This window comes from Brevundimonas sp. UBA2416, from assembly GCF_002343105.1.
GTDB lineage: Bacteria > Pseudomonadota > Alphaproteobacteria > Caulobacterales > Caulobacteraceae > Brevundimonas.
In genome coordinates this window covers 23,881-47,881 of record NZ_DDRM01000037.1, presented here as the reverse complement: position 1 = coordinate 47,881, position 24,001 = coordinate 23,881, and the positions used below count along the sequence as shown (strand labels likewise).

At 68.1% G+C, this 24,001-nt stretch carries 25 protein-coding genes; 21 read left to right on the top strand and 4 right to left on the bottom strand.

Annotated elements, in window-relative coordinates:
• Positions 1-48 precede the first annotated feature (48 nt).
• The 8 genes from B3E43_RS11640 (at position 49) to B3E43_RS11605 (ending at position 9,096) form a co-directional block, all read left to right on the top strand.
• A complete protein-coding gene (locus tag B3E43_RS11640) occupies positions 49-474 on the top strand; it encodes an MAPEG family protein (protein WP_292029637.1) in 426 nt (141 codons plus the stop codon).
• Between the two features lie 44 nt (positions 475-518).
• Positions 519-1,571, top strand: a complete 1,053-nt coding sequence (gene dusB, locus B3E43_RS11635) for a tRNA dihydrouridine synthase DusB (protein WP_292029634.1) — start codon at positions 519-521, stop codon at positions 1,569-1,571.
• Positions 1,568-3,865, top strand: a complete 2,298-nt coding sequence (locus tag B3E43_RS11630; protein WP_292029632.1) for a sensor histidine kinase NtrY-like — start codon at positions 1,568-1,570, stop codon at positions 3,863-3,865. The genes dusB and B3E43_RS11630 overlap by 4 nt, the downstream gene beginning before the upstream one ends.
• 9 nt (positions 3,866-3,874) lie before the next feature.
• Positions 3,875-5,290: a sigma-54-dependent transcriptional regulator gene (locus tag B3E43_RS11625; RefSeq protein ID WP_292029629.1), complete on the top strand. Its 1,416-nt coding sequence runs from the start codon at positions 3,875-3,877 to the stop codon at positions 5,288-5,290.
• A complete protein-coding gene (locus B3E43_RS11620; protein WP_292029626.1) occupies positions 5,287-6,150 on the top strand; it encodes a D-amino-acid transaminase in 864 nt (287 codons plus the stop codon). Before B3E43_RS11625 ends, B3E43_RS11620 begins: the two co-directional genes overlap by 4 nt.
• A gap of 108 nt (positions 6,151-6,258) precedes the next feature.
• Positions 6,259-6,504, top strand: coding sequence for an RNA chaperone Hfq (gene hfq / locus B3E43_RS11615; protein ID WP_168048505.1), 246 nt, complete (start codon positions 6,259-6,261; stop codon positions 6,502-6,504).
• A gap of 171 nt (positions 6,505-6,675) precedes the next feature.
• Complete coding sequence (hflX, locus tag B3E43_RS11610) at positions 6,676-7,998, top strand: GTPase HflX (protein WP_292029947.1); 1,323 nt, start codon at positions 6,676-6,678, stop codon at positions 7,996-7,998.
• A 96-nt stretch (positions 7,999-8,094) separates the two neighbouring features.
• Positions 8,095-9,096 carry a sensor histidine kinase gene (locus tag B3E43_RS11605; RefSeq protein ID WP_292029622.1) on the top strand — a complete coding sequence of 334 codons (1,002 nt, stop codon included), beginning with the start codon at positions 8,095-8,097 and terminating at the stop codon, positions 9,094-9,096.
• Positions 9,097-9,102: 6 nt separating this feature from the next.
• Here B3E43_RS11605 and mazG read toward each other — a convergent pair whose 3' ends face one another.
• A complete protein-coding gene (mazG, locus tag B3E43_RS11600; RefSeq protein ID WP_292029620.1) occupies positions 9,103-9,903 on the bottom strand; it encodes a nucleoside triphosphate pyrophosphohydrolase in 801 nt (266 codons plus the stop codon).
• Complete coding sequence (locus tag B3E43_RS11595) at positions 9,900-11,339, bottom strand: MFS transporter (protein ID WP_292029618.1); 1,440 nt, start codon at positions 11,337-11,339, stop codon at positions 9,900-9,902. The genes mazG and B3E43_RS11595 overlap by 4 nt, the downstream gene beginning before the upstream one ends.
• Before the next feature lie 142 nt (positions 11,340-11,481).
• Between B3E43_RS11595 and B3E43_RS11590 the strand changes: the two genes are divergently transcribed.
• Together B3E43_RS11590 and B3E43_RS11585 are read left to right on the top strand one after the other, a co-directional pair.
• The gene (locus B3E43_RS11590; RefSeq protein ID WP_292029616.1) at positions 11,482-12,360 is read left to right on the top strand and encodes a M15 family metallopeptidase; all 879 of its coding nucleotides are present in this window, start codon (positions 11,482-11,484) and stop codon (positions 12,358-12,360) included.
• Positions 12,312-12,824 carry a hypothetical protein gene (locus B3E43_RS11585; protein ID WP_292029614.1) on the top strand — a complete coding sequence of 171 codons (513 nt, stop codon included), beginning with the start codon at positions 12,312-12,314 and terminating at the stop codon, positions 12,822-12,824. The genes B3E43_RS11590 and B3E43_RS11585 overlap by 49 nt, the downstream gene beginning before the upstream one ends.
• Before the next feature lie 117 nt (positions 12,825-12,941).
• Here B3E43_RS11585 and B3E43_RS11580 read toward each other — a convergent pair whose 3' ends face one another.
• Positions 12,942-13,346: a DoxX family protein gene (locus tag B3E43_RS11580; RefSeq protein WP_292029613.1), complete on the bottom strand. Its 405-nt coding sequence runs from the start codon at positions 13,344-13,346 to the stop codon at positions 12,942-12,944.
• 80 nt (positions 13,347-13,426) lie between these two features.
• Positions 13,427-14,986 carry an AMP-binding protein gene (locus B3E43_RS11575; RefSeq protein WP_292029611.1) on the bottom strand — a complete coding sequence of 520 codons (1,560 nt, stop codon included), beginning with the start codon at positions 14,984-14,986 and terminating at the stop codon, positions 13,427-13,429.
• A 207-nt stretch (positions 14,987-15,193) separates the two neighbouring features.
• Here B3E43_RS11575 and B3E43_RS11570 point away from each other — a divergent pair, with 207 nt between their 5' ends.
• The 11 genes from B3E43_RS11570 (at position 15,194) to B3E43_RS11520 (ending at position 23,955) form a co-directional block, all read left to right on the top strand.
• A complete protein-coding gene (locus tag B3E43_RS11570; RefSeq protein ID WP_292029609.1) occupies positions 15,194-16,759 on the top strand; it encodes a hypothetical protein in 1,566 nt (521 codons plus the stop codon).
• Positions 16,760-16,836: 77 nt separating this feature from the next.
• Positions 16,837-17,799 (top strand): lipoyl synthase, encoded by a 963-nt coding sequence (gene lipA, locus B3E43_RS11565; protein ID WP_292029608.1) that lies wholly within the window; start codon positions 16,837-16,839, stop codon positions 17,797-17,799.
• Between the two features lie 7 nt (positions 17,800-17,806).
• Complete coding sequence (locus B3E43_RS11560; protein ID WP_292029606.1) at positions 17,807-18,262, top strand: type II toxin-antitoxin system RatA family toxin; 456 nt, start codon at positions 17,807-17,809, stop codon at positions 18,260-18,262.
• A complete protein-coding gene (locus B3E43_RS11555; protein ID WP_292029605.1) occupies positions 18,259-19,371 on the top strand; it encodes an NAD(P)/FAD-dependent oxidoreductase in 1,113 nt (370 codons plus the stop codon). The genes B3E43_RS11560 and B3E43_RS11555 overlap by 4 nt, the downstream gene beginning before the upstream one ends.
• Positions 19,364-19,894, top strand: coding sequence for a GNAT family N-acetyltransferase (locus B3E43_RS11550; protein WP_292029604.1), 531 nt, complete (start codon positions 19,364-19,366; stop codon positions 19,892-19,894). Before B3E43_RS11555 ends, B3E43_RS11550 begins: the two co-directional genes overlap by 8 nt.
• A 4-nt stretch (positions 19,895-19,898) precedes the next feature.
• Complete coding sequence (locus tag B3E43_RS11545) at positions 19,899-20,426, top strand: GNAT family N-acetyltransferase (protein WP_292029600.1); 528 nt, start codon at positions 19,899-19,901, stop codon at positions 20,424-20,426.
• A 110-nt stretch (positions 20,427-20,536) separates the two neighbouring features.
• Complete coding sequence (gene rpmF / locus B3E43_RS11540; RefSeq protein WP_284220375.1) at positions 20,537-20,719, top strand: 50S ribosomal protein L32; 183 nt, start codon at positions 20,537-20,539, stop codon at positions 20,717-20,719.
• A gap of 94 nt (positions 20,720-20,813) precedes the next feature.
• Positions 20,814-21,410 carry a hypothetical protein gene (locus tag B3E43_RS11535; protein WP_292029595.1) on the top strand — a complete coding sequence of 199 codons (597 nt, stop codon included), beginning with the start codon at positions 20,814-20,816 and terminating at the stop codon, positions 21,408-21,410.
• Between the two features lie 104 nt (positions 21,411-21,514).
• Positions 21,515-22,096: a hypothetical protein gene (locus B3E43_RS11530; RefSeq protein WP_292029594.1), complete on the top strand. Its 582-nt coding sequence runs from the start codon at positions 21,515-21,517 to the stop codon at positions 22,094-22,096.
• A gap of 135 nt (positions 22,097-22,231) precedes the next feature.
• Positions 22,232-23,512, top strand: coding sequence for a phosphopyruvate hydratase (gene eno / locus B3E43_RS11525; protein ID WP_292029591.1), 1,281 nt, complete (start codon positions 22,232-22,234; stop codon positions 23,510-23,512).
• Between the two features lie 125 nt (positions 23,513-23,637).
• Positions 23,638-23,955, top strand: coding sequence for an FtsB family cell division protein (locus tag B3E43_RS11520; RefSeq protein ID WP_414631358.1), 318 nt, complete (start codon positions 23,638-23,640; stop codon positions 23,953-23,955).
• Positions 23,956-24,001: the final 46 nt, after the last annotated feature.

Below are 24,001 nucleotides of genomic sequence, written 5' to 3'. Positions count from 1 at the left end.
TTGACAACGGACTGCGGCGAGGACAGCCTGTTCATGGGAGGACTTGGCATGACTCATTCGATCCTGCAGCCCGTCATCGCCCTGGTGCTCTGGTCGATGGTGATGTGGGCCTGGCTCTACGCCACGCGCCTGCCCGCCATGATCCGGGCACGGACGAAGCTGGACCCGACCCAGCCGCGCGACGTCATGCTCGGCGGCCTGCCGCCGCGGGTGCGATGGAAGGCCGACAACTACAACCACCTGATGGAGCAGCCGACGCTGTTCTACGCCACGGCCCTGACGCTGGCCCTGATCGGACAGGGCGAAGGCCTGAACCTCTGGCTGGCCTGGGCCTATGTGGCGTTGCGGGTGATCCACAGCCTGATTCAGGTGCTGATCAATGTGATCGTCGTCCGGTTCGCCGTCTTCATGATCGCGAGCGGCGTTCTGGTCTTTCTGGCCGCGCGGGCCGCGATGGCCGTCTTCCAGGCCTGAGTCCGGGTTGGACCCGGGGCGGGAAACCCCCTATCTGCCCGCCCATGCACAGCGGCCTGCAAATCGGCGACGTCTGGGTGCCCGGCCGGGTGCTGACCGCCCCCATGACCGGCATCACCGACCTGCCGTTCCGGCGGCTCGCCTCGCGGCTGGGCGCGGCCTATGTCGCGACCGAGATGGTTGCGGCTGCCGAACTGGCGCGGGCGCGTCCCGACGTCGTGCGCCGGGCAGCGGTGGGCGAGGGCCTGCCGTTGACCGTCATCCAGCTGGTCGGTCGGGATCCCGCCGCCATGGCCGAGGGCGCGCGCATGGCGGAACAGGCCGGCGCCGACATCGTGGATCTGAATTTCGGCTGTCCGGCCAAGGAGGTCACCGGTTCCGCCTGCGGCTCGGCCCTGATGCGGACGCCCGACCTGGCCTGCCGGCTGATGCAGGCGGCGGTCGAGGCCACCTCGCGGCCCGTGACAGTCAAGATGCGGCTGGGCTGGGACGACGCTCATCGCAATGCGCCCCTGCTGGCGAAGCGGGCCGAGGAGATCGGCGTCCGGGCCGTCACGGTGCATGGACGGACCCGGCAGCAGTTCTACACCGGCGTGGCCGACTGGACCGCGGTCGGCGAGGTCAAGGCGGCGGTCGGCATTCCGGTCATCGTCAACGGCGACATCCTGACCGCCGACGATGCGCGCGAGGCCCTGAGGCAGTCGGGCGCCGATGCCCTGATGCTTGGCCGCGGCGTCTACGGCCGACCCTGGCTGGCGGCGCATATGGAGCGGGCGCTGGCTGACGGGACGGTGCTACTGGAGCCCGACCGGGACGAGCGGCTGGGCATCGTCATCGAACACCTGCGCGCTTCCGTCGCTTTCTACGGCTTGCCGCTGGGGCTGAAGATGTTCCGCAAACATCTGGGCTGGTACGTCGAACAGGCGCCCTGGCCCGATGATCCACTGGAGCGCAGGGCGGCCAAGGCGCGGCTGTGCCGGCTGGACACCCCTGAAGCCGTCGAACAGGCCCTGACCGCGCTCTGGCTGGAAGTGACGCATTCCGGCAACCCGGGTGTTGATATTCCGCCACAGGTGGTCAAGACTGCTGTGGCATGACGGATACGCCCGCCGCCGAGACTGAGCCCGCTCCGCCCGCCGATCGACGCGGCGCGGTGCGCTGGTTCTCCGGTTGGTCCGAGGAACGTCGCCGCAATAGCTTCCTTATCGTCTACGCCGTCGCCTTCCTGGTCACCGCCGCCGCCATCTGGCTGGTGGCGGTTGCGCCGGGGGCCAGCGGCGAGGGCGCGCGGGCAGCGGCCAGCCAGGCCGTTCTGGCCATCCTCGCTGTCAATCTGCTGCTGATCGGCGGACTGGCCGCCGTGGTTGGCCGCCGGGCCCTGATGCTGTTCCGACGGCGCACCGACGCCGGCGCCCGGCTGCACCTCCGGTTTGTGACCCTGTTCTCGATGGTGGCCCTGATCCCGGCGGTGCTGATCGCGCTTGTCTTCGGGGTGCTGGTCAATCGCGGCGTGGATCAGTGGTTCAGCGACAATGTGGAGTCGGCTGTCAAGAACAGCGCCCTGATCGGCGACGCCTATCTGGATGACGTCTCGAACGAGATGGACGGCGACCTTGCCGTGATCGCGGAGCAGTTGGGCTCGGTTCGGCCCCTGTTTGCGAACCGGATCCAGTTTTCGGATGCCCTTACCCAGATTGCCGAACTTTTCGGCTATCCCGCCATCTACATTCTCGGACCGGACGGCGCGGTGCTGGCCAGTGGCGAAATGCCCGACGCTCCGCCCTATCTGGCGCCGCCGCGTGCGGTTCTGGAGGCTGCGGCCGAGGGTGGGGAGCCGCCCCAGCACGTGTCGGAGAACCCTGATGCCGTGCGGTCGCTGATGGCCCTGCCGGTCTATGGTGAGGCCTACCTCTATCTGGTGCGTCCGCTCAAGCCGGGCCTCATCGCCCAGATGCGGAACGGCGAGGAATCCATCGTGGCTTTCCGCGAGGCCAAGCAGAGCCGCTCCCGTATCCAGGCCGCCTTCGCCCTTGGCTATTTCGAGACCGCGCTTCTGGTGCTCGTCGGGGCTATCTGGCTGGGCATGGGGGCGGCGAGCGCTATCTCCGCGCCCATTGGACGTCTCGTCGAAGCGGCCGACAAGGTCGCGGGGGGCGACCTGACCGCGCGTGTCGATGACGCGGACGGACCGGGCGAAATCAAGACTCTCTCCGCCGCCTTCAATCGGATGACCGGCGACCTGGAGGCGCAGCAGGCCGCGCTCAGGGCCGCCAGCGAGGAGGCCACGGGTCGCAGCCGGTTCATCGAGACCGTGCTGTCGGGCGTCTCGGCCGGCGTCATCGGCCTCGACCGGCGCCGCCGCGTCTCAGCGATCAACGACAGCGCGGTCGAGCTTCTGGCCATTCGCGACCCGGCCATCATCGGCCGGCCCCTGGGCGAGGTTTCGCCCGAACTCAGCGAACTGGCCGCCCGCGCCGAGGCCCATATCGAGGAAGAGATCGACGTCAGCCTCGAGGGCGAAACCCGCCGCCTGCGCGTGCGCATCGAGGGCGGCGTCGGCGGCGAGATGGTCCTGACCTTCGACGACATCACCCGGCTGGTCACGGCCCAGCGCAACGCCGCCTGGCGCGACGTCGCGCGGCGCATCGCCCACGAGATCAAGAACCCCCTGACCCCCATCCAGCTTTCGGCCGAACGACTGCGGCGGCGCTATCGCAGCCAGGTCGGGGACGACGTCGAGGTGTTCGACCGCTGCACCGAGACCATCATCCGGCAGGTCGGCGACATCGGCCGGATGGTGGATGAGTTCTCGTCCTTCGCCCGGATGCCTGCTCCGCGGTTCACCGCCTGTGATCCGGCCGAGCTGCTGCGCGAGGCAGTGTTCGCCCAGCGGGTGGCGGCGGCCGCGGTCGGTGTCGAGCTGATCGACCCTCTGCCCAGTGTGGTGCTGCACGCCGACCGGCCAATGGTCGGCCAGGCCCTGACCAACATCCTCAAGAACGCCGGCGAGGCCGTGGCCGCGCGGCGCGCCATCGCCCCGCGCGACGGCGACGGCGACCGGCCGGGAATTTCGGCGCGGCTGCTGGTCGAGGACGAGTCCGTGGTCTTCATCATCGAGGACGACGGCATGGGCCTGCCCGCCAAGGACCGTGACCGGCTGACCGAGCCCTATGTGACCACGCGCGAGAAGGGCACGGGCCTCGGCCTGGCCATCGTCAAACGCATCTGCGAGGAGCACGGCGGCGAGCTGAAGCTGGCCGACGCAGAGACCCTGGCCGGCGCTCGCGTCTGCCTGATCTTCCCCCTGAAATCCCAACCGAAACCGACCGGCGCCGCCGGGACGAAGGATGCGAAAGCCTCCCGGTCCCGCACGGCTCCGGCCGCCGAATAGCGAGGCGATATGCGATCCACGGGAGCCGATATTCTGGTCGTCGACGATGAGGCCGACATCCGCGAGCTGGTCTCCGGCCTGCTCGAGGACGAGGGCCACGCCGTGCGCGTGGCGGCCAACTCCGACGAGGCCCTGGCCGCGATCCGCGCCCGGCGGCCGTCGTTGGCCCTGCTCGACATCTGGATGCAGGGCGGTGGGCTTGACGGCCTGGAACTGCTGGACGTGATCAAGGAACTGGATCCCGACCTGCCGGTGGTGATGATCTCGGGCCACGGCAATATCGAAACGGCGGTGACGGCGCTCCAGCGCGGGGCATACGACTTCATTGAAAAGCCGTTCAAGTCCGACCGGTTGGTCGTTGTTGTTCAGCGAGCACTCGAAGCGTCGTCGCTGAAGCGCGAGAACAAGCGGCTTCGGGCCCAGGTCGCGGCGCCCAGCGGCTTCATCGGCCGTTCCGCCGCCGCCCAGGCCCTGCGCAGCACGGTCGCCAAGGTGGCGCCGGCCAATAGCCGCGTCCTGATCTCAGGCCCGCCCGGCTCGGGCAAGGAGCTGGTGGCGCGTCAAATCCACGAGGCCAGCGCCCGGTCGAAGGGCGAATTCGTCGCCATCGCCGCAGCCGGCATGACGCCCGAGCGTCTGGACATCGAACTGTTCGGTGAGGAGGGCCACGACGGTCGCCCGCGCAAGATCGGCGTCTTCGAACGCGCCCATAACGGCACCCTCTATCTCGACGATGTCGGCGACATGCCGCGCGAGAGCCAGAGCCGGGTGCTGCGGGTGCTGGTTGAGCAGCGCTTCCGCCGCGTGGGCGGCGAGCAGGACGTCCAGGTCGACATCCGCGTGGTCACCTCGACCTCGCGAGACCTGAAGGTCGAGATCGCCGAGGGCCGCTTCCGCGAGGACCTGTTCCATCGGCTCAACGTCGTGCCGATCCGCGTGCCGGCCCTGTCGGAGCGGCGCGAGGACATCCAGGAGCTGATCGACTATTTCATCGACACCCTGTCCGCCTCGCAGGGCTTGCCGAAGCGACGGCTCGGCGACGATGCTATCGCCGTGCTTCAGGTCCATCCCTGGCCGGGCAATGTCCGTCAGCTGCGCAACAACGTTGAGCGGCTGCTGATCCTGGCCACGGGCGATCCGTCCGAGCCGATCAGCGCCGACATGCTGCCGCAGGAGGCGACCAACGCCAATTCCACCGGCACCCTTGGCGGCGAGCGCATCATCGCCCTGCCGCTGCGTGAAGCCCGGGAGGTGTTCGAACGGGAGTATCTGGCGGCGCAGATCATGCGTTTCGGCGGCAATATCTCGCGAACCGCGGCCTTCATCGGCATGGAGCGGTCGGCCCTGCACCGCAAGCTCAAGTCGCTGGGCGTTTCGCCGTCTCGTGGCGGCGAGGATGAGATCGAAGAGGCGGTCGAGGCATGAGCCGCGTCGCCTATGTAAACGGCCAGTACCAGCCTCACGGTCAGGCCGTGATCCATGTCGAGGATCGGGGCTTCCAGTTCGCCGACGGCGTCTATGAAGTCTGGTCCGTATTCGACGGCCGGCTGGCCGATTTCGACGGCCACATGACCCGGCTGCATCGCAGTCTGAACGAGCTGCGCATCGACATCCCCATGACGCGCGAGGCCCTGGGCCGGGTGCTGAACGAGACGGTGCGGCGCAACCGGGTGCGCGAGGGGCTGGTCTATATCCAGGTGACCCGCGGCACGGCCCGTCGCGACCATCCGTTCCCGCCCGAAGGCACGCCGCCCAGCGTCGTGATCACGGCCCGTTCGCTGCCGCGGTCGAAAGGCAATGCGGCGGCGAAGAAGGGCGTCGCGGTCGTCACCCATCCGGACATCCGTTGGGGGCGCTGCGACATCAAGACGGTCGGTCTGCTGGCCAATGTCCTCGCCAAACAGGCGGCCAAGGAGCGCGGCGCCGCCGAGGCCTGGCTGGTCGACGAGATGGGTCTGGTCACCGAGGGCTCTTCCACCAACGCCTGGATCGTGGACGAGAACGGCAAGCTGAGGACGCGGGACACCCAGGCCAATATCCTGCAGGGCATCACCCGCGCCGCCGTCATAGCGCTCATCGCCGATGAGGGACTTGAGCTGGAAGAGCGGGCCTTCAGCGTAGACGAGGCCAAGCGTGCGAAGGAGGCCTTCTACACCTCGGCAAGCGGCTTCGTGATGCCGGCGACCTCCATCGACGGGGTGAAGATCGGCAACGGCAAGCCCGGCCCGATCGCGACCCGGTTGCGCGCCCTGTACCTTGATCAGGCGAACCGCGACGCCATCTAGGCGTTGCGGCCCTGTGCGGGCGGTGGCTAAGGTGAGGGGCCGGACATCCGATCCAGCCCCGCGCCGCTCCCTCGGCCGGAGAACAAGCAAGAACAGGCTGAACCTGCCATGTCGCAAGACAAGTCCAAGAACCTTCAGGACACCTTCCTCAACAGCGTCCGCAAGACCAAGACGCCGCTGACCATCTTCCTGGTCAACGGGGTCAAGCTGCAGGGCATCGTGACCTGGTTCGACAACTTCTGTGTGTTGCTGCGCCGCGATGGCCAGTCGCAGCTGGTCTACAAACACGCCATCTCGACCATCATGCCGTCCGCGCCGGTGCAGCTTTATGAGCCAGACGCCGACGAGGACTGAGCGGTCCGACCCTTCGGCCGTCCCCCTCGGGCTTGACCCGAGGGCCAGACGTGGTGCGGCTTTGCGTCAGGGATGGCCCAACGGCCGTCGACTTCCTATCTGTCGATCAGCACCACAACATCCGATCCTCGGGTCAAGCCCGAGGATGACGGCGTAAAGAAAGCCCGAGACCTGACCACCAAGCATATTGACCACGCCGTCCCCCTGATCCGGGCCGTCGTCATCCATCCCGAACGGTCCGACGCGGGCGCCAGCGAGAGCTCGCGCCAGTCGCTCGAGCGGCTGGAAGAGGCTGTCGGCCTCGCCCGCGCGCTCGACCTCGACGTCCGCGGCGAGGAGATCGTGCGCATCCGCAAGGTCACGCCCGCGACCCTGTTCGGCTCGGGCAAGGTCGAGGAGCTGGCCGCCCTGGTGCGCGCCGCCGAGGCCGAGGCCGTGGTTATCGATGACGCCCTGTCGCCGGTGCAGCAGCGCAATCTGGAAAAGGCCTGGGACTGCAAGGTCATCGACCGCACCGGCCTGATCCTGGAAATCTTCGGCCGTCGCGCGCGGACCAAGGAAGGCCGGCTGCAGGTCGAGCTGGCGCGGCTCGACTATGAGAAGTCGCGGCTGGTGCGCACCTGGACCCACCTCGAGCGGCAACGCGGCGGCACCGGCTCGACCGGCGGCCCCGGCGAGACCCAGATCGAACTCGACCGACGCCTGATCGCCGACCGCATCGTCAAGCTGAAGGTCGAACTGGACGAGGTGCGCCGCACCCGCGGCCTGCATCGCAAGCAACGCCAGAAGGTCCCGTTTCCGACCATCGCCCTGGTCGGCTACACCAACGCCGGCAAGTCGACCCTGTTCAACCGGCTGACCGGTTCGGACGTGGTGGCCAAGGATCTGCTGTTCGCTACCCTCGACACCACCCAGCGCACCATCCGTCTGCCGCAGGGCCGGCCGGCCATTGTCGCCGACACCGTCGGCTTCATCTCCGACCTGCCGCACGAACTGGTCGAGAGCTTCCGCGCCACGCTGGAGGAGGTGGGCGAGGCCGACCTGATCCTGCACGTCCGCGACATCGCGTCACCCGACAGCGAGGCACAGTCGAAGGATGTCGAGGCGGTGCTGAAACAGATCGAGACGCCCGAGGGAAAGACGCGCCGGGTGCTGGAGGTCTGGAACAAGATCGACCTGCTGGACGAAGACGCCCGCGAGGCCGTGCTGGGCCAGGCCGAACGCCTGTCCCGCGACGGCAAGGCGGTCGCTGTCTCGGCCTGGACCGGGGAGGGGATCGAACCCCTGCGCGAGACCATCGCCGGCCTGATCGACGACGACCCCGAGACCGAACTGGTGCTGGCCCCGTCGCAGGGCGAGGCGCTGGCTTGGCTGTACGAGAACGGACGGGTCACCGGACGCGAGACGGACGACGAGGGCCGGACGCATGTGACGGTGCGCCTGCACCCGGCGGCGCTGGGGCGGTTCGAGCGGCAGTTTTCCGCGGCCGGATAAGAGCCGGCGCGTTTGCCCGTCCCCATGTGCTAGGTTCGTGCGTTCACGAATGGTCGCGTGTTTTCGCGAGACCGGGTTGAGCGTGGACCAACAGAAATGTCTGAGACGAAAGCCGGGACATCCCATTGGGAGGTCGGCGACCTGCGGCGGGGGCTCGAGGCCGCCGGGGTCGCCCTGTGGTCGTGGAATGTCGACGACGACAGCTTCTCCATGGACGAGGCTGCGTTCGGGCTTTGGGGCATCCCCGTTCTGCCGTGCGTCACCTTCGAGGACCTCTCCTGCCATATTCACCCGGCGGACCGCGACCGGGTGCGGGCCGCCTTCGCTGCCACTCGCGCAGTGGTGGGCCCCTATGAGATCGACTTCCGCATTCTTGTCGACGGCGACGTTCGCTGGATTTCCGCCCGGGGCCAGGGCGACGACCTCGGTATGGTCAGCCGCAAGATGTTCGGCATCTTCATTGACGTCACTGGCCGCAAACAGGCCGAGGAAGGCCACGAATTGCTCGCCGGCGAGATGAGCCACCGGGTCAAGAACCTGCTGGCCGTCGCCTCGGGCCTGACCGCCATCACCTCGCGCTCGGTCGAGACCACGACAGACATGGCGCGCGAGCTGACCCAGCGTCTGACGGCCCTCGGCCGCGCCCACGATCTGGTCCGCCCCCTGCCGGGCGAGGAAGGCAAGGCCGCCCTGCTCGGCGACCTGCTGTCGGTCCTGCTCGCGCCCTATGATGATCTCGGCGCGTTCAGCGGCCGCATCCGGGTATCGGTGCCGCGTATGGGTGTAGGCGAGCAGGCGGCGAATGCCCTCGCCCTGATCGTCCATGAACTGGCGACCAATTCGCTCAAGTACGGCGCGCTCTCTGCCGAAAGCGGAACGCTCGACGTCTCCTGTTCGGCGCATGAATCCGAGCTCGTGATTGCCTGGACCGAACAGGGTGGGCCGCCGGTGAAACCGCCCGAGGGGCCAGGCGGCTATGGCAGCCGGATGGTGGAGCGCGCCATGGCCCGTCAGCTGGACGGCGACATCGAAAAGGACTGGGCGGAGCAGGGTCTGGTGGTGCGGCTGCGGATGAACCGGGACAAGGTGGCGCAATAGGGGGCGTCAGGCGCGCTCCGCCGTTTTCGCCGCATTCCACAGCCCGTCCATTTCGGCCAGATCGGACTGCTCCGGCCCCCGTCCGTCCCTCGCTAATTCCGCCTCGATAAACCCGAACCGCCGCACGAATTTGGCATTCGCGCCTCGCAGGGCGTCTTCCGGCTCGACACCCAGTTTCCGCGCCAGATTGGCGACCACGAACAGCAGGTCGCCGACCTCGTCGCGCGCCTTGTCGAGGTCGCCGGCGGCGATCTCGACGCGCAGTTCGGCGACCTCCTCGTCCAGCTTGTCGAACACCTCGTCGGTCGAGGGCCAGTCGAAGCCGACGCGGGCGGCGCGTTTGGTCAGCTTGGCGGCGCGGGCGAGGGCGGGCAAACCGACGGGGACGTCGTCGAGCACGCCGTGCAGGGCCTTCGCGGCACGTTCGGCGGCCTTGATGTCCTCCCAGCGGGCTTTCTGGGCGGTTCCGTCCGGCCGCGCCGCCTCGTCGCCGAAGACGTGCGGATGGCGGCGCTCCAGCTTGTCGGCGATGGCGTTCGCCACGTCGTCGAAGGCGAACAGCCCCTGTTCCTCGGCCATGCGGGCGTGGAAGACGGTCTGGAACAGCAGGTCGCCGAGTTCGGACTTCAGCTCGTCCATGTCGCCGCGCTCGATAGCGTCGGCGACCTCATAGGCCTCCTCCAGCGTATAGGGGGCGATGGTGGCGAAGGTCTGCTCCACGTCCCACGGACAGCCGCTGACCGGGTCGCGCAGCCGGGCCATGATGCCGATCAGGCGGTCGATGGGGCGTTGTGGGGCGTTGCTCATGATTGCCCTTGAGGCGTCGTTCCGCGCGCTTCCAGCTCGGCGCGGATTTCGGCGTGGCGCGCCTGGTCCAGCGGATATCGGTGCAGGGCCACGGCCGCGAGCAGCAGGCACAGGGCCGGCAGGCCGGCGAACATGATCTGCAGCCACATCAGCGCCGGGCCGGAGTTTTCAACGCCCAGCCCCGGATCGAACCCGGCCATCTGCAGGCCGGCGAAGGTCAGGACCGAGACGGCGTAGCCGAGCTTGCTGGTGGCGGTCAGGATCGAGAACAGCAGGCCGGTTCGGTCGGCGCCGTCATCCAGCCGCACCTGATCGCTGACGTCGGCCATCATGGCTCGCAAGAGCAGGTCGCCGGATGCAAAGGCGAGCCCGACCAGCGCCACCATCGCCCCGGCCATCAGCAGGTCGGCGTACGGCGCCGGCTTGCCGGTCATGGCCTCCAGCCCGGCCTGCGCCGGCCCGACCAGCGCAGGGGCCAGGAAGGCGGCGAACATCAGGGTTACGGCGAAATAGACGCAGGCCCAGATCAGCGCCCGGTGCTTGCCCAGCCGCACCGCCAACCAGCTCCACGCCGGGGCCCCGAACAGGCCGAAGACGAAATAGACCAGCAGGAGGATCGAGGTCTCGGCGCGCTCGAACCCGCGCGCAGCCTCGAAGAAGTAGAAGAACAGGGCCCCGACCACGCCGCGCGCGACGCCCAGCGCCAGATCGGCGCCCAGCAGGCGCTGGATCACCGGTCGCTTGAACAGGGCCAGATAGCCGAACCGGGTCTCGGCGGCGGTCGCGGGTCCGGGCGGCGGTTCCGGCGTGAAGGCGAAGGTCACGGCCAGCGAGAGGGGCAGGGCGATGATGATGAACCACCCCTGCCACTGCACCGCCCGGGCGTAGTCGCCCCAGCCCATGTTCTGCACCAGGACGGGCACCATCAGCACCGCCAGCACGCCGATGATGTTGGCGGTCTGCCACCAGCCGTAGATGCGCGAACGCTGGTTGTAGTCGGAGGACAGGGCCGAGGCCCAGCTGATCTGGGACAGCAGGCTGACCGAGAAGCCGAGCGACAGCACCACCAGCCAGACGGTCAGATACGCGGCTCCGGCGCCCGGTTGGGCCATGAACAGCATGCCGACCGCCAGCATCAGCACTGGCGCCGCCAGTCCCATCCACAGACGGTAGCGGCCGAAACGGCTGTTGGTCCGGTCGATGACCATGCCCAGCGCCGGGTCGATGACAATGTCGGCCATGCGGATGACCAGGAAGATCAGCCCGACCACGGCCAGGTCGACGCCGACGTGGCTGGCGTAGAATTCCGGCAGGGTCACATAGACCGGCAGGCCGAGCGCGGCATAGGGCAGGCAGGCGGCCGAAAAGGCGGCCAGCACGCCGTTGCTGCGGCGCGGGGCGGGCGTCGCGGTCGGAGCTTGGGTGGCGTCGGTCATGGGTGCGTCCGGCGGTCCGGCCCTGAGTCGGCCGTCTCCAACCATGCCGCCTTTGCGCGCGCCGCGCGAGCCGTCGCAGGGCTGGTTCAGGCACGGCGTGAAGGGCCTTGCGGTGGACACAGAGACAGGCTCAGCTTCCACCATGTGGTTGCGCCTGCTCCTGCTGCTGATCAGCGCCTTCGCGACCTTGCTGGTCGCGGGGCCGGCGCGGGCGCAGGCCGAGTTCTGCGATCGCCAGATCGAGGACTGGGGCGGGCCAGCCCTGGCCAATGGCATCTCGCTGCAATCGCTGGAATGGGCGCCGTTCGGTTCGGCCGAATGGGGCTGGGAGACCTATGTCCCGCTGATCCAGCAGGAGCTTGGTACGTCCTGTGCCGCCAACTCGCCGGTGTTCGCCCGCCGGCTGGCCGACTTTCAGACCGCCCATCAGTTGCCGTCCACCGGTATCTTCGATCCGGCCACCTTCCAGACCTTCCGCGGCGTATGGCAGGAGCGGCGGCCCTTCATCATGGCCCGGGTCCGCGAGGAGCCCTGTCCGGACCCGCCGCCGCTGTACCAGCTGGGCTATCTGGTTGAGTCCGAGGAACACGCCGACCGCCTGACCCGCCTGCTGCGCCGCGACGTGCTGGAGGCCTATCGCCGGATGGTCGCCGCCGCCCGTGCCGAGGTTCCCGAGATCGCCGCCGACCCGGAACTTCTGCAGATATTCTCCGGCTTCCGTGACCCGGAAGCCGATGCCGCCCGGTGCGCGGCCTCCGGCAACTGCGACGGCGTGCGGCGCGCTGTCTGTTCGCCCCACCGGACCGGAACGGCCATCGATCTCTACGTCGGCCAGGTCGTCGGCCTCGGCGTCGACAACACCTCGGCGTCCAGCCGCCTGCACATGAGCCGGGGCGCGACCTATCGCTGGCTGGTCCGGAACGCCGGCCGGTTCGGCTTCGTCCCCTACGCCTTCGAGCCCTGGCATTGGGAGTGGGTCCCCCCGCCCGGCGGCTATGCCGGGCCGCCGCCGCCGACGTGATCCGGTCGCTGACCGAAGGAGAGCGCGCGCTGGCCGCCGAGGCCTTCGGCGACGCCCTGGCTCTCGACCCCGTTCGCTTCCTGCCCGCGTCGTGGCCGTTCAACCGGGCCTTCGTGCCGGGCCGCTGGTTCGGGCGCGACTGGATCGTCTGGCCGAAGCAGACATTGCCGCCGGACATCGCCCTCGCGCCGCTCCGGCTTCAGACTCTTCTGATCCATGAGCTGACCCACGTCTGGCAGGCGCAGCAGGGGGTCAATCTGCTGACCGGCAAGATCCGCGCGGGCGACAGGCCCTCGTCCTATGAATACCCCGTCGGCATGGACTGCCACTGGGGCGGGCTGAACATCGAACAGCAGGCCATGGTGGTCGAACACCGCTTCCGCCTGACGCGGGGACTGCCGGCGCCGGCGGACCCCGCCTTCTATGATCGTGTCTGCCCGATCGGGCCACGGATCGGCGCCTGAGCGTCCCGACCTGCCGCTGCTCTACGTCGCCGCCCGGCGAGGGCCGGGCGACGCCATGAGCGTCTTCAACGACGTCATCGAGGGCGGCTCAATCTCGATGACGGGTGTCCGGATCGGCTACGATTTTTGCTTCAGGACGTGGTCCACGGCCCAGGCGCCGGGACCCGCGAAGGCCAGATACAGGAAGACCCAGCAGTACAGTGCGGCAAGCTCGCCCTGATTGACCATCGGGAAGACCCCGCCGGAGAGGGCGTGGAACTGGAAATAGGCGACAGCCATCATGCCCGACATGACGAAGGCCACGGGCCGGGTGAACAGTCCCAGCACGATCATCGCGCCGCCGACCAGTTCCAGAACCCCGCCGACGCCCATCTGGCTGAAGAGCTCGAACGGTCCACGCGCCGGGGCCGGGAAACCGAAGATCTTCTGCGTCCCGTGCTGCATGAACATCAGGCCGGAGACGATGCGCAGGCCCGCCAGCGCCTTGTCCGCGTGGGGGTCGAGTTTGGAAAACAGGCTCATGGTCAGTTCCTTCCGTCACCGGCCCGGCTCGGACCGCTCGTCATATTGAAACTGTTACTGTTGCAGTCAAGAGTCCGCCGTCAGGCGGCCTTTTCCAGTTCGGCCATCTGCTGGATGCGGACATAGTCGGTCTTGCCGGTGCCCAGCACGGGCACCTCGGCGACGCGCATGATCTTCTTGGGCACCGCCAGCTCGGGCGCGCCGTGGCTGCGGGCCCATTCCGCCAGACGGGCCACGTCCGCGTCCCGGCGATCGGTGACCAGCACCAGCTTCTCGCCCTTGCGGGCGTCGGGGATTGAGACGACGGCGTGCCGCGCGTCAGGCCAGACCGCGCTGGCCAGACCCTCGACAGCGGTCAGGGACACCATCTCGCCGCCGATCTTGGCGAACCGCTTGATCCGCCCCAGGATCGAGACATAGCCGTCCTTGTCGATATCGACGATGTCGCCCGTGTCATGCCAGCCCCCGGGCAGCGGATCGACGCTCTCGGGGTCGTCGGCCGACAGATAGCCGCGCATGACATTGGGCCCGCGCAGGAACAGCCGTCCGCCGTCCGGAATCCCGTCGACCGGGTCGATGCGCCATTCCATGCCGGGCATCATCTGGCCGACCGTGCCTGGGCGGTTGTGGTCGGGGTGGTTCACCGCCACCACGGGCGCCGCCTCGGTCGCGCCATAGCCCTCCAGCAGCTTCAGGCCGTGGAAGCGGGTGTTGAACAGGTGATGGGTCTCCGGCCGCACCCGCTCGGCGCCGGCGACGACGAACTGCAGGGTGGCGAAATCGTCGGGCGCGGCGACGCGGGCGTACTGGTTCAGGAAGGTGTCGGTCGCGAACAGGATCGAGGCCTTCACGTCCGGCAGCAATTCGACGATCTGCTTGGCGTGCAGCGGCGACGGATACTGGAACGCCTTCATCCCGTGCAGGATCGGCAGCAGGACCCCGCCCGTCAGGCCGAAGCAGTGGAAGGTCGGCAGCGGGTTGAACATCACCCATTCGGGCTTCAGGTCGATGTGCTGGGCCACCTGACGGCAGTTGGCGACGAGGTTCCACTGGCTGAGCACCACGCCCTTGGGCGCGCCGAAACTGCCGGAGGTGAACAGGACCACGCCCGGCGAGGCCGGGTCGGTCTTCACCCGGAACTGTTTGGGCATCATCCCGGCCATCAGACCGTAGAGCTTGTCGGGCAGGCCGATGGTCTTGCGGACGTCGTCCAGCCAGACGATTTCGGCGACCTTGGCCAGGTCCTCCAGCAGATCCTCGAGCTTGGCCTGATTCACGAACCGCTTGGCGCACAGCACCTTCTTCACCCCGGCGGCCTTGATCGCCGCCTTGATGTTGTTCTGGCCCGAGGTGAAGTTGAGCATCACCGGGACGCGGCCGTGGGCGTGAAGGCCGTAGTAAGTCACCACGACGCCCGCGCTGGACGGCAGCAGGATGCCGACCCGTTCCGCCGGCTCCGTCATTGCCGCGATCTTGCGCCCCAGTACAAAGGCGGCGCGGATCAGGCCGGTGTAGGTGAGCGGCTTGCGATCGAGGTCCTCGAGGATTTCCTTGTCGCCGAACTTGTCGCGCGCGGCGATCAGCCCGTCGAAAATCGTCTGTTCGCCGTCCTTGGTATCGAGGGCTACGCGCAAGTCCATCCTCCGTGCGGATGCGGTTGTCCCGCGCCCTTTTCTCTCCGGTTATCAGACTAGGGCGGACGCCCGACGTTGAAAAGGTGCGTTACGTTGCGTGAACCGGACGGCGCTGTTCGTCCGGCTGATCGAATCTGACCCCGGCCGCCCGACCTCTGGAATTCGGCCCCTGTTCTCTCTACGCCTGTACCCCGGAGAGGGCAGGGGAATCGCGTGACGGAGGAGAAGCCGCCGCCGAAGGTCGGGAAGACGCCGCCGCCGATGGTGACGGAACTTCCGGCTGCCTATGCGGCCGGGCCGGCGCCCGGCCTGCCGCCCTGGTTCCTGAAATCCATTGCCTGGACCGGCGCCCTGGGGGTGTTGACGGCCAACCTGTCAGTCCTGCTGCCGCACATCGCCGCCCTGCGGACCGCCCTGCAGGAAACGTTCGGCCTCATCGCCTTCGAGAGCTTCAGCACCTTCGCCGGAGCCCTGATGGTTCTCGGTCTCGGCGCCGGTTATTTCTGCGGCTGCGCCCTGCTGTATTTTCTCTGGCTGCGGAAACGGCCGCGGTTCAAGCTGCCGTTCCTGATCGGCGCCGGCGTGCTCGCGCCCTTCGTTCTGTTCATCAGTCTCAGCCTGCGCCCCGCCAGCGACCTGGGCCCCATGCAGTCCGAACGGCTCGCTGAACTGCTCGCCATGGTCGATCAGAACTACGTCAGTGCCGGAGCCAACTACGGCGGCTACTGGTTCGCCACGGACAATGCCTCCATGGGGCCGCAGGGCTGGACCACGGCCCAGGTGCTGTCCGGCGTGCTGCAGGCCCCGTCCAGCGCCGAAGGCCGGCCCCAGACCGTCGAGCGGGTCCGGCGGAGCCTCGCCTATATCGAATCCATCCGGCAGCCGAACGGCTGGGGTTACCAGGACGGGGCGAAGACCACGGTCACAGAGATCATCGGCTGGGTTGCGACGGCCGAGGCCCTGGCCCTGCATCCGGACCCGCACCAGCCGGTCTGGACGCCGGCCGAGGAGGGCCCGGCCCGCGATCGGCTGTTCAAGGATCTGGCCGAACTGGCCGGCCGGCAGCATGCGGACGGCGGCTGGGGCCCCCTGTCGCCGACCGCCGAGCGGGAACACCAGCGCACCTATTCCACCGTCGTCAGCATGATGGCCTTCCTCGCCGCGCGGGACGCCGACCTGGTTCGGGGCGACGCCCGCTGGACCTATGACAACGACATCCGTCGCGGCGCCCGCTGGCTCATGCTGAACGCCACCGAGGGCCAGGAGGGCGCCAAGGGCTGGTGGCCCAACCCCTATGTGCGGCGGACGGACGGCGACTGCCTCGGCCTGACGTCCCAGGTCATGTACGTCCTGGCGCACGTCGACCGGTCGCTGGGTCTGCGGCCCTATGACGCCGCCTTCGCCGAGCTTCGCACCGGCTATCTGGGACGACTGCGCGAGGGCGACGGCCAGTTCGCCTCCATCCAGAAGCGACCGCTGGATATGAATTGCCAGCTTCAGGACAGCGAATCCTACCTGTTCGGCCAGCCCGACTTCACCCTCGAGCGGTCGACCTTCCTCTGGTACCCGTGGACCGTGACGGCGGTCAGCGAACTGTCGCGCTCGACCAAGCTCTCGGCCGACGAGCGCCGCCGGCTCGATGTTCTCGACGACATCCTGACCCGTCGCCTGCCCGAGATGACCCAGAAGGACCTCGAGAACACCGTCCTCTATCCGACGGCCGAGACCCTGTTCGGCCTCGGCGTGCGGATGCGCAACGACGCGGTGTTGAATCCCTGAGCCGCGCCTCGCCACCTTGCCTTTGACGGCCGAAAGACCGACATAGCCGCTCTGGCAAGGAGCCCTGTTCCCCGGCGATGGTCACGCTGATCAACACCCTGACAAAGACGCCGGCCGAGTTGCGTCACCCCGAGAAGCAGAACCGCCCCGAGACGGCGGTGCTGAAGAAGCCCGACTGGCTGCGCGTCAAGGCGCCCGGATCGGGCCAGTACAACGCCACCAAAGCCATCGTGAAGGACAAGGGCCTCGTCACCGTCTGCGAGGAGGCGGCCTGCCCGAACATCGGTGAGTGCTGGAGCCAGAAGCACGCCACCCTGATGATCATGGGCGACACCTGCACGCGGGCCTGCGCCTTCTGCAACGTCAAGACCGGCCTGCCCCAGCCGCTGGACCCTGAAGAACCGGCCAAGGTCGGACTGGCCGTGGCCCAGCTGGGCCTGAACCACGTGGTCATCACCAGCGTGGACCGGGACGACGTCTCCGACGGCGGCGCCGCCCATTTCGCCGAGGTGGTGCGCCAGATCCGCCTGCACGCGCCGAACACCACCATCGAGATCCTGACGCCCGACTTCCTGCGCAAGGACGGGGCGGCCGAGGTCATGATCGACGCGACGCCGGACGTCTTCAACCACAACCTCGAGACCGTGCCGCGGCTGTATCTGAAGATCCGGCCCGGAGCCCGCTACTTCCACAGCCTGCGCCTGCTGCAGATGGTCAAGGAGCGCGACCCCAACCAGTTCACCAAGTCCGGCATCATGGTCGGCCTGGGCGAGACCCGCGAAGAGGTCATGCAGGTGATGGACGACATGCGTTCCGCCGGCGTCGATTTCATCACCATCGGCCAGTACCTTCAGCCGACCCGCAAGCACGCCGCCATCGACCGTTTCGTCACGCCGGACGAGTTCAAGGCCTATGAGGCCATCGCCCGGGCCAAGGGCTTCCTGATGGTCTCGTCCTCGCCCCTGACCCGCAGCTCGCACCACGCCGGCGACGATTTCGCGCGTCTGAGGGCAGCGCGTTTGGCGCAGTCCGGACGCTGAGCCGCGCTTGGCCGTCCACCGCGTCACCAAAATCCTGCCGTACACGCCGGACCAACTCGCCGAGCTGGTCGCTGATGTCCGCGCCTACCCCGAGTTCGTGCCGTGGGTGACCGCCATGCGGACCTGGAGCCCGCGCGAGGAGGCCCCCGGCGTCAGCCTGGTCGACGCCGAGGCGGCCGTCGGCTTCTCCTTCCTCAGGGAGCGGTTCTCGACCTGGGTCCGGCATGACCGGAACCGCGACATGGTCGAGGTCGGCCTGATCCGCGGCCCCTTCCGGCATCTGAAGAACCGCTGGGAATTCTTCCCCGATCCGGCCGGGACGCGGGTCGAGTTCATGATCGACTTCGCCTTCAGGTCCCGGCTGCTGGACGGCATGCTGCACGCCAATTTCGACCGCGCGGTCAGCAAGCTGATGAGCTGTTTCGAGGCCCGGGCGGCGGCGCTATACGGCCCGAAAACATGAGCTTCGACTTCGACGCGACGGTGGTCGGCGCCGGCGCGGTCGGTCTCGCCTGCGGCCGGGCGCTGGCGAAGCGGGGCCTGTCGGTCCTGGTCCTGGAGAAGGAACCGCACATCGGTCAGGGCGTGTCCTCGCGCAATTCCGAGGTCATCCACGGCGGCCTCTACTATCCGACCGGCTCGCTGAAGGCCCAGTTCTGCGTCGAGGGGCGGCGGGCGCTCTACGCCTTCCTCGACAGCCACAAGGTCGACCACCGCAAATGCGGCAAGCTGGTCGTGGCCACGGACGAGGCCGAGGTGGAGCGGATCGAGGGCATCTTCCAGCAGGCGACGGCCAACGGCGTCGAGGGGCTCGAACATCTGACCGGCGCCCAGGCCCGTGCGCTGGAGCCCGGTCTGAACGCCCACGCCGCCATCCTGTCGCCCGAGAGCGGCGTCTTTGACAGCCACGGCTATATGCTGGCTCTCGAGGGCGAGATCGGCGAGGCGGGCGGCTCTGTGGTCGTCTCCACCCCGTTCGAACGGGCCGAGCCGCTGCCCGGCGGGGGTTTCAGGATTACCGCGGGCGGGGAGGGCGGGGCGACCCTGACCACCCGGCTGCTGGTCACGGCGCCCGGGCTTGGGGCCCAGGTCGTGGCGGCGCGCATCGACGGCTATCCCGCCGACCGCATCCCGGCCGGCCATTTCGGCAAGGGCGTCTATTTCCGGCTGACCGGCAAGGCGCCGTTCGAGCGGCTGATCTATCCGCCGCCCATCCCCGGCGCGCTGGGCACCCACTACCGCAAGGACCTCGGCGGTCAGGCCGTGTTCGGCCCCGACCTCGTCTATGTCGAAACCGAGGACTATGCGGTCGACGCCGCCAAGGCCGCGGAATTCGAGGGCTACATCCGCCGTTTCTGGCCCGGCCTGCCCGAGGGCGCCCTGACCCCCGACTACGCCGGCATCCGGCCCAAGCTGCACGGCCCGGGTGAGCCGCAGCCGGATTTCCAGCTGCACGGAAGCGACGTCCACGGCCTCGACGGTCTGGTCGCCCTGTTCGGCATCGAAAGCCCCGGCCTTACCAGCTCCCTTGCGATCGGCGAGGCGGTCAGCGAAATGCTGGCCCATGAATGAGATCACGATCCGCGACGCCGGGACGGCCGACATTCCGGCCCTGCACGGGCTGATCGAGAGCGCCTATCGCGGCGAGGCCTCGCGCGCGGGCTGGACCACGGAGGCGGACCTGCTGGATGGCCAGCGCACGGACCCCGACGACCTCGCGGACATCCTCGCCGATCCGAAACAGGACCTGCTGACCGCATGGCGCGGCGATGATCTGGTCGGCTGCGTCCTGATCGCCGACCGGGGCGAGGGGACCGGCTATTTCGGCATGCTGTCCATCAGCCCGACTCTGCAGGGCGGCGGCCTCGGCCGTCGGCTGGTCGATGCCGCCCATCGGGCGATGGCCGAGCGCTACGGCGCGACGCGGGTGCGCATCTCGGTCTTTCCGCAGCGCGAGACCCTGATCGCCTGGTATCAGCGTCTCGGCTATCGGCTGACGGGCGACACCCTGCCGTTCCCCTATGGCAATCCGCGCTTCGGCCTGCCGAAGCGGGACGACCTGTATTTCGTCGTCATGGAACGCGAGCTGGACTGAGACCGTGGAGATCCTCACCCCTCGCCTGATCCTGCGCTCGGCCCGGCCGGACGATCTGGAGGCCATGCACGCCGTCCTGTCGGACCCACGCGCCACCCGATGGTGGTCGACGCCGCCGCACGAGACCCTGGAGCAGACCCGTCTCTGGATGGACGCCATGATCGCCAACGGTCCCGACCATCCGGACTTCGTGATCGAGCTGGACGGCCGGGTCATCGGCAAGGCCGGCTTCTACGTCATGCCCGAGATTGGCTACATCCTGCACCCGGACACCTGGGGCCGTGGGTTTGGGGCGGAGGCGGCGGCGGCGGCCATTGACCATGTCTTCGCCGCCCATGATATCGAAGCGCTCACGGCCGATGTCGATCCGGAAAACGCCGCCTCGATTCGCTTGCTGGAGCGGCTGGGCTTTGTGTTGACCGGCTCGGGCAACAACACCTGGAACGTCGGCGGCGAGTGGAAGGACAGCCTGTTCTACGCCCTGTCGCGGGCGGATCGGGCGTCGAAGGTCGCGGGACAAGCTCCCGCTTGAACTCCGGGCCGGGTTGAGGCATAAGCCCGCCCTCGCAGGCGGCTCTTTCGGGCCGCCGCTGTTGTTTTCGCGCCTCCGCCGGCGCCACCCTTGAGAAGATTGAGACGGACATGGCCGTTCCGAAGCGCAAAGTATCGCCCTCGCGTCGCAACATGCGCCGCTCGCACGACTCGCTGGGCTCCAACCCGCACGTCGAGGACAAGGACACGGGCGAGCTGCGCCGCTCGCACCACATCGACCTGAAGACCGGCACCTATCGCGGCCGCCAGGTCCTGACGCCCAAGGAAGACTAGGTCTTTCCAGGCCCGTTCGATGATTGAATGACGGCGCGCGGTTCACCGCGCGCCGTTTTCGTGCGTTGTAGCTCCCACCGAATGGAGCTGCGTCATGATCCGCCGTCTGTTGCTGACAACCGCCGTCCTCGCGCTCGCTGCCTGCGGCGCGCCTGACCCCGAGCCGGCCCCGGCCCCCGAGCCCGCGCCGCCGGTCGAGGCTCCGCCCGCCGCCGACGTCCTGACAGCCCAGGGCTTCGGACCGCTGCGCATCGGCATGACCCGGGCGGAGGTTGAGGCTGCCCTCGGGCCTGATTCCAATCCCGGCGCGGTCGGCGGCCCGGAGCCGGAAGCCTGCGACACCTTCCATCCCGCCCGCGCCCCGGAAGGCCTGACCGTGATGGTCGAGCAGGGCGTCCTGACCAGCATCTGGCTGCAGCGCGGATCCACGCTCAAGACCGATCGCGGCTTCGGCGTCGGCGACACGGCCACGGCGATCAAGGCCGCCTACGGGCCGCTGGCCTATGTCTCGCCGCACAAATACGCCGCCGCCCCGGCTGAATACATCACCACCTGGAACGTCGGCGGCGCCGCCGGCTATGTCCAGAACCCCGCGGCCCGGGGCATCGCCTACCACATCGGTACGGACGGGACGGCGGAGCACGTGGCCGCGGGCGGACCGAGTATCCAGTATGTTGAGGGTTGTCTCTGAGGCGGAGCCGCCTTTGACCGATCGGGTCGACGGCTTCCCATAACAGTGTTTCCCAAAGTGACAGGGCGTGCTTTCATTGTCTTCCGCTGAAGAGGAAGCGACCAATGACCCGTTCCATTGTGGTGAGCTCAGTCCTGATGTTCGCGCTTGCAGCCTGTCAGGCGCCGAGCGACGCCGCGGCGCCCGCTGACGGAGGCGGTGAGCCGGCAGCGGCGGCGCTCGCTCCCGGCGACACCCTTACTGCTGAGGGCATCGGACCGCTGCGTGTCGGCGTGTATGCGGCGTCCGTCTGGGGAGGTCCGCGTACGCCGGCGTCGGTTGAAGCCACCTGCGAGGTGGTCGAGTTCGCCAACGGCCCCCCGGGTGTGAAGGCCATGGTCAACAGCGGAATGGTGGCGCAGGTCATTCTGGAAGCGCCCTCGGCCGCAAAAACCGACCGCGGCTTCGGCCCCGGAGACGACGGCGCCGCCGTCAAGGCGGCCTATGGCGCTTCCGCGATCGTCGCTCCGGCCATGTCCGCCCCGCCCCCGGCCGAGGACATCACCGTCTGGACCGACGGCGAAGTCAACGACGGTTTCCGCAATGATCTGGCCCTTCGGGGCTTGAGATACAGCATCGGGGCCGACGGAAAGGTTCTCCGCGTCAGGGCCGGTGGGCCGGCGATACAGCTCGAGAACTGCGGCTAGGGCGAAATCGGGCGCATTGGCCGCGCCCAACACGGCGCAGATTTCGCTGCGGAATGGTCGAGGCCAGTCGGTGTTGGCGATTCGGCAGGGGCTGCGCTAAACCGCGCCGACCTCTCCAAGCCATCGGACCACGCCATGACTGACATCGCCGACATCGTCGCCCGCCAGATCCTCGACAGCCGGGGAAATCCGACGATCGAGGTCGATGTGATCCTCGATGACGGCAGCTTCGGCCGCGCGGCCGTGCCTTCGGGCGCCTCGACCGGCGCGCATGAGGCGGTCGAACTGCGCGACGGCGACAAGGATCTGTGGGGCGGCAAGGGCGTCGGCAAGGCCGTGGACAACGTCAACGGCGAGATCTTCGATGCCCTCAGTGGCATGGACGCCGAGGACCAGCGCCGCATCGACGAGGCCCTGATCGCCCTCGACGGCACCGAGAACAAGGGCCGGCTGGGCGCCAACGCCATACTCGGCGTATCCCTGGCCTGCGCCAAGGCCAGCGCCATCTCCTCCGGCCTGCCGCTGCACCGCTATCTGGGCGGCGTCTCGGCCCGCATCCTGCCGACGCCGATGATGAACATCATCAACGGCGGGGCCCATGCCGACAATCCGATCGACATCCAGGAGTTCATGATCCTGCCGACCGGCGCCGACAGCTTCTCGGAGGCCCTGCGCATGGGTTCGGAAATCTTCCATGCCCTGCGCAAGCAGCTGAAGGACGCCGGTCACAACACCAACGTCGGCGACGAGGGCGGTTTCGCCCCCAACCTGGCCTCGGCCGAGGAGGCGCTGAGCTTCATCACCCGCGCCGGACAGGCGGCCGGCTATCTGGCCGGGGAGGATTTCCACCTCGGCCTCGACGTTGCGGCCACGGAATTCTTCAAGGACGGCAAGTACGTCATGGCCGGGGAGGGCAAGACGCTCGAGGCCGAGGCCATGGTCAACTACCTCGCCGACCTGTGCGAACGCTTCCCGATCGTCTCGATAGAGGACGGCTGCGCCGAGGATGATTTCGATGGATGGCGTCTTCTCACCGAGCGTCTGGGCGACCGGTGCCAGATCGTCGGCGACGATCTGTTCGTGACCAACCCGGCCCGTCTCGCCGCCGGCATCGGCGAGGGGCTGGCCAACTCCATTCTGGTGAAAGTGAACCAGATCGGCACGTTGTCGGAAACTCTTGATGCCGTGGATATGGCTCACCGCGCCGGCTACACTGCTGTGATGAGCCACCGGTCGGGCGAGACCGAGGATTCGACCATCGCCGACCTCGCCGTCGCCACCAACTGCGGACAGATCAAGACCGGCTCGCTGGCCCGCTCGGACCGCACGGCCAAGTACAACCAGCTCCTCCGTATCGAGGAGATGCTGGGCGATCAGGGGGCCTATTTCGGCGACGGCATGTTGCTGAACCGGTAGCGCAGAAAAAAGTCGGCGCCCGGCGCCAAGGGTTACGGTCAAGCTACGGTTCGTTAGGCATTTTCGGTCAGGATTCATTGATTGTGAGTCCACGCTCAGAAGGAGCGTCCCCAGTGCCCGAACGCATGAAGCCGTATTTCCCTTCCGCCATCCTCCTGTTGCTGGTCGTCTACCTGGGCGTCCAGGCCCTGACGGGCCAGCGTGGCCTGCTGAGCGGCCACGAGCGGGACTCCCTGATGGTCCGGCGAGAGGCGCAACTGGCCGGTATTCTGGAGCAGCGGCGTGACCTTGAGGTCCGGGTCCGCTATCTGCGCACCGACAGCCTTTCACGGGATCTGCTGGAAGAGCGCGCCCGCGCCGTCCTCGGCTTCGCCGACCCGCGCGACTATGTCATCCGGGTCTCCACGCCGGTCGCCCCCAGCGCCTCTACGCCGGCGGCGTGAACTTTCGTTACATCGGCTGAGCCGGCTTTGCCTTTCGGGAACGAAG

Coding starts and splice junctions, on each gene's coding strand:
- B3E43_RS11640 (WP_292029637.1), top strand. CDS start 49: ATGACTCATTCGATCCTGCAGCCCGTCATCGCCCTGGTGCTCTGGTCG.
- dusB (WP_292029634.1), top strand. CDS start 519: ATGCACAGCGGCCTGCAAATCGGCGACGTCTGGGTGCCCGGCCGGGTG.
- B3E43_RS11630 (WP_292029632.1), top strand. CDS start 1,568: ATGACGGATACGCCCGCCGCCGAGACTGAGCCCGCTCCGCCCGCCGAT.
- B3E43_RS11625 (WP_292029629.1), top strand. CDS start 3,875: ATGCGATCCACGGGAGCCGATATTCTGGTCGTCGACGATGAGGCCGAC.
- B3E43_RS11620 (WP_292029626.1), top strand. CDS start 5,287: ATGAGCCGCGTCGCCTATGTAAACGGCCAGTACCAGCCTCACGGTCAG.
- hfq (WP_168048505.1), top strand. CDS start 6,259: ATGTCGCAAGACAAGTCCAAGAACCTTCAGGACACCTTCCTCAACAGC.
- B3E43_RS11605 (WP_292029622.1), top strand. CDS start 8,095: ATGTCTGAGACGAAAGCCGGGACATCCCATTGGGAGGTCGGCGACCTG.
- mazG (WP_292029620.1), bottom strand. CDS start 9,903: ATGAGCAACGCCCCACAACGCCCCATCGACCGCCTGATCGGCATCATG.
- B3E43_RS11595 (WP_292029618.1), bottom strand. CDS start 11,339: ATGACCGACGCCACCCAAGCTCCGACCGCGACGCCCGCCCCGCGCCGC.
- B3E43_RS11590 (WP_292029616.1), top strand. CDS start 11,482: ATGTGGTTGCGCCTGCTCCTGCTGCTGATCAGCGCCTTCGCGACCTTG.
- B3E43_RS11580 (WP_292029613.1), bottom strand. CDS start 13,346: ATGAGCCTGTTTTCCAAACTCGACCCCCACGCGGACAAGGCGCTGGCG.
- B3E43_RS11575 (WP_292029611.1), bottom strand. CDS start 14,986: ATGGACTTGCGCGTAGCCCTCGATACCAAGGACGGCGAACAGACGATT.
- lipA (WP_292029608.1), top strand. CDS start 16,837: ATGGTCACGCTGATCAACACCCTGACAAAGACGCCGGCCGAGTTGCGT.
- B3E43_RS11555 (WP_292029605.1), top strand. CDS start 18,259: ATGAGCTTCGACTTCGACGCGACGGTGGTCGGCGCCGGCGCGGTCGGT.
- B3E43_RS11550 (WP_292029604.1), top strand. CDS start 19,364: ATGAATGAGATCACGATCCGCGACGCCGGGACGGCCGACATTCCGGCC.
- rpmF (WP_284220375.1), top strand. CDS start 20,537: ATGGCCGTTCCGAAGCGCAAAGTATCGCCCTCGCGTCGCAACATGCGC.
- B3E43_RS11535 (WP_292029595.1), top strand. CDS start 20,814: ATGATCCGCCGTCTGTTGCTGACAACCGCCGTCCTCGCGCTCGCTGCC.
- B3E43_RS11530 (WP_292029594.1), top strand. CDS start 21,515: ATGACCCGTTCCATTGTGGTGAGCTCAGTCCTGATGTTCGCGCTTGCA.
- eno (WP_292029591.1), top strand. CDS start 22,232: ATGACTGACATCGCCGACATCGTCGCCCGCCAGATCCTCGACAGCCGG.
- B3E43_RS11520 (WP_414631358.1), top strand. CDS start 23,638: ATGAAGCCGTATTTCCCTTCCGCCATCCTCCTGTTGCTGGTCGTCTAC.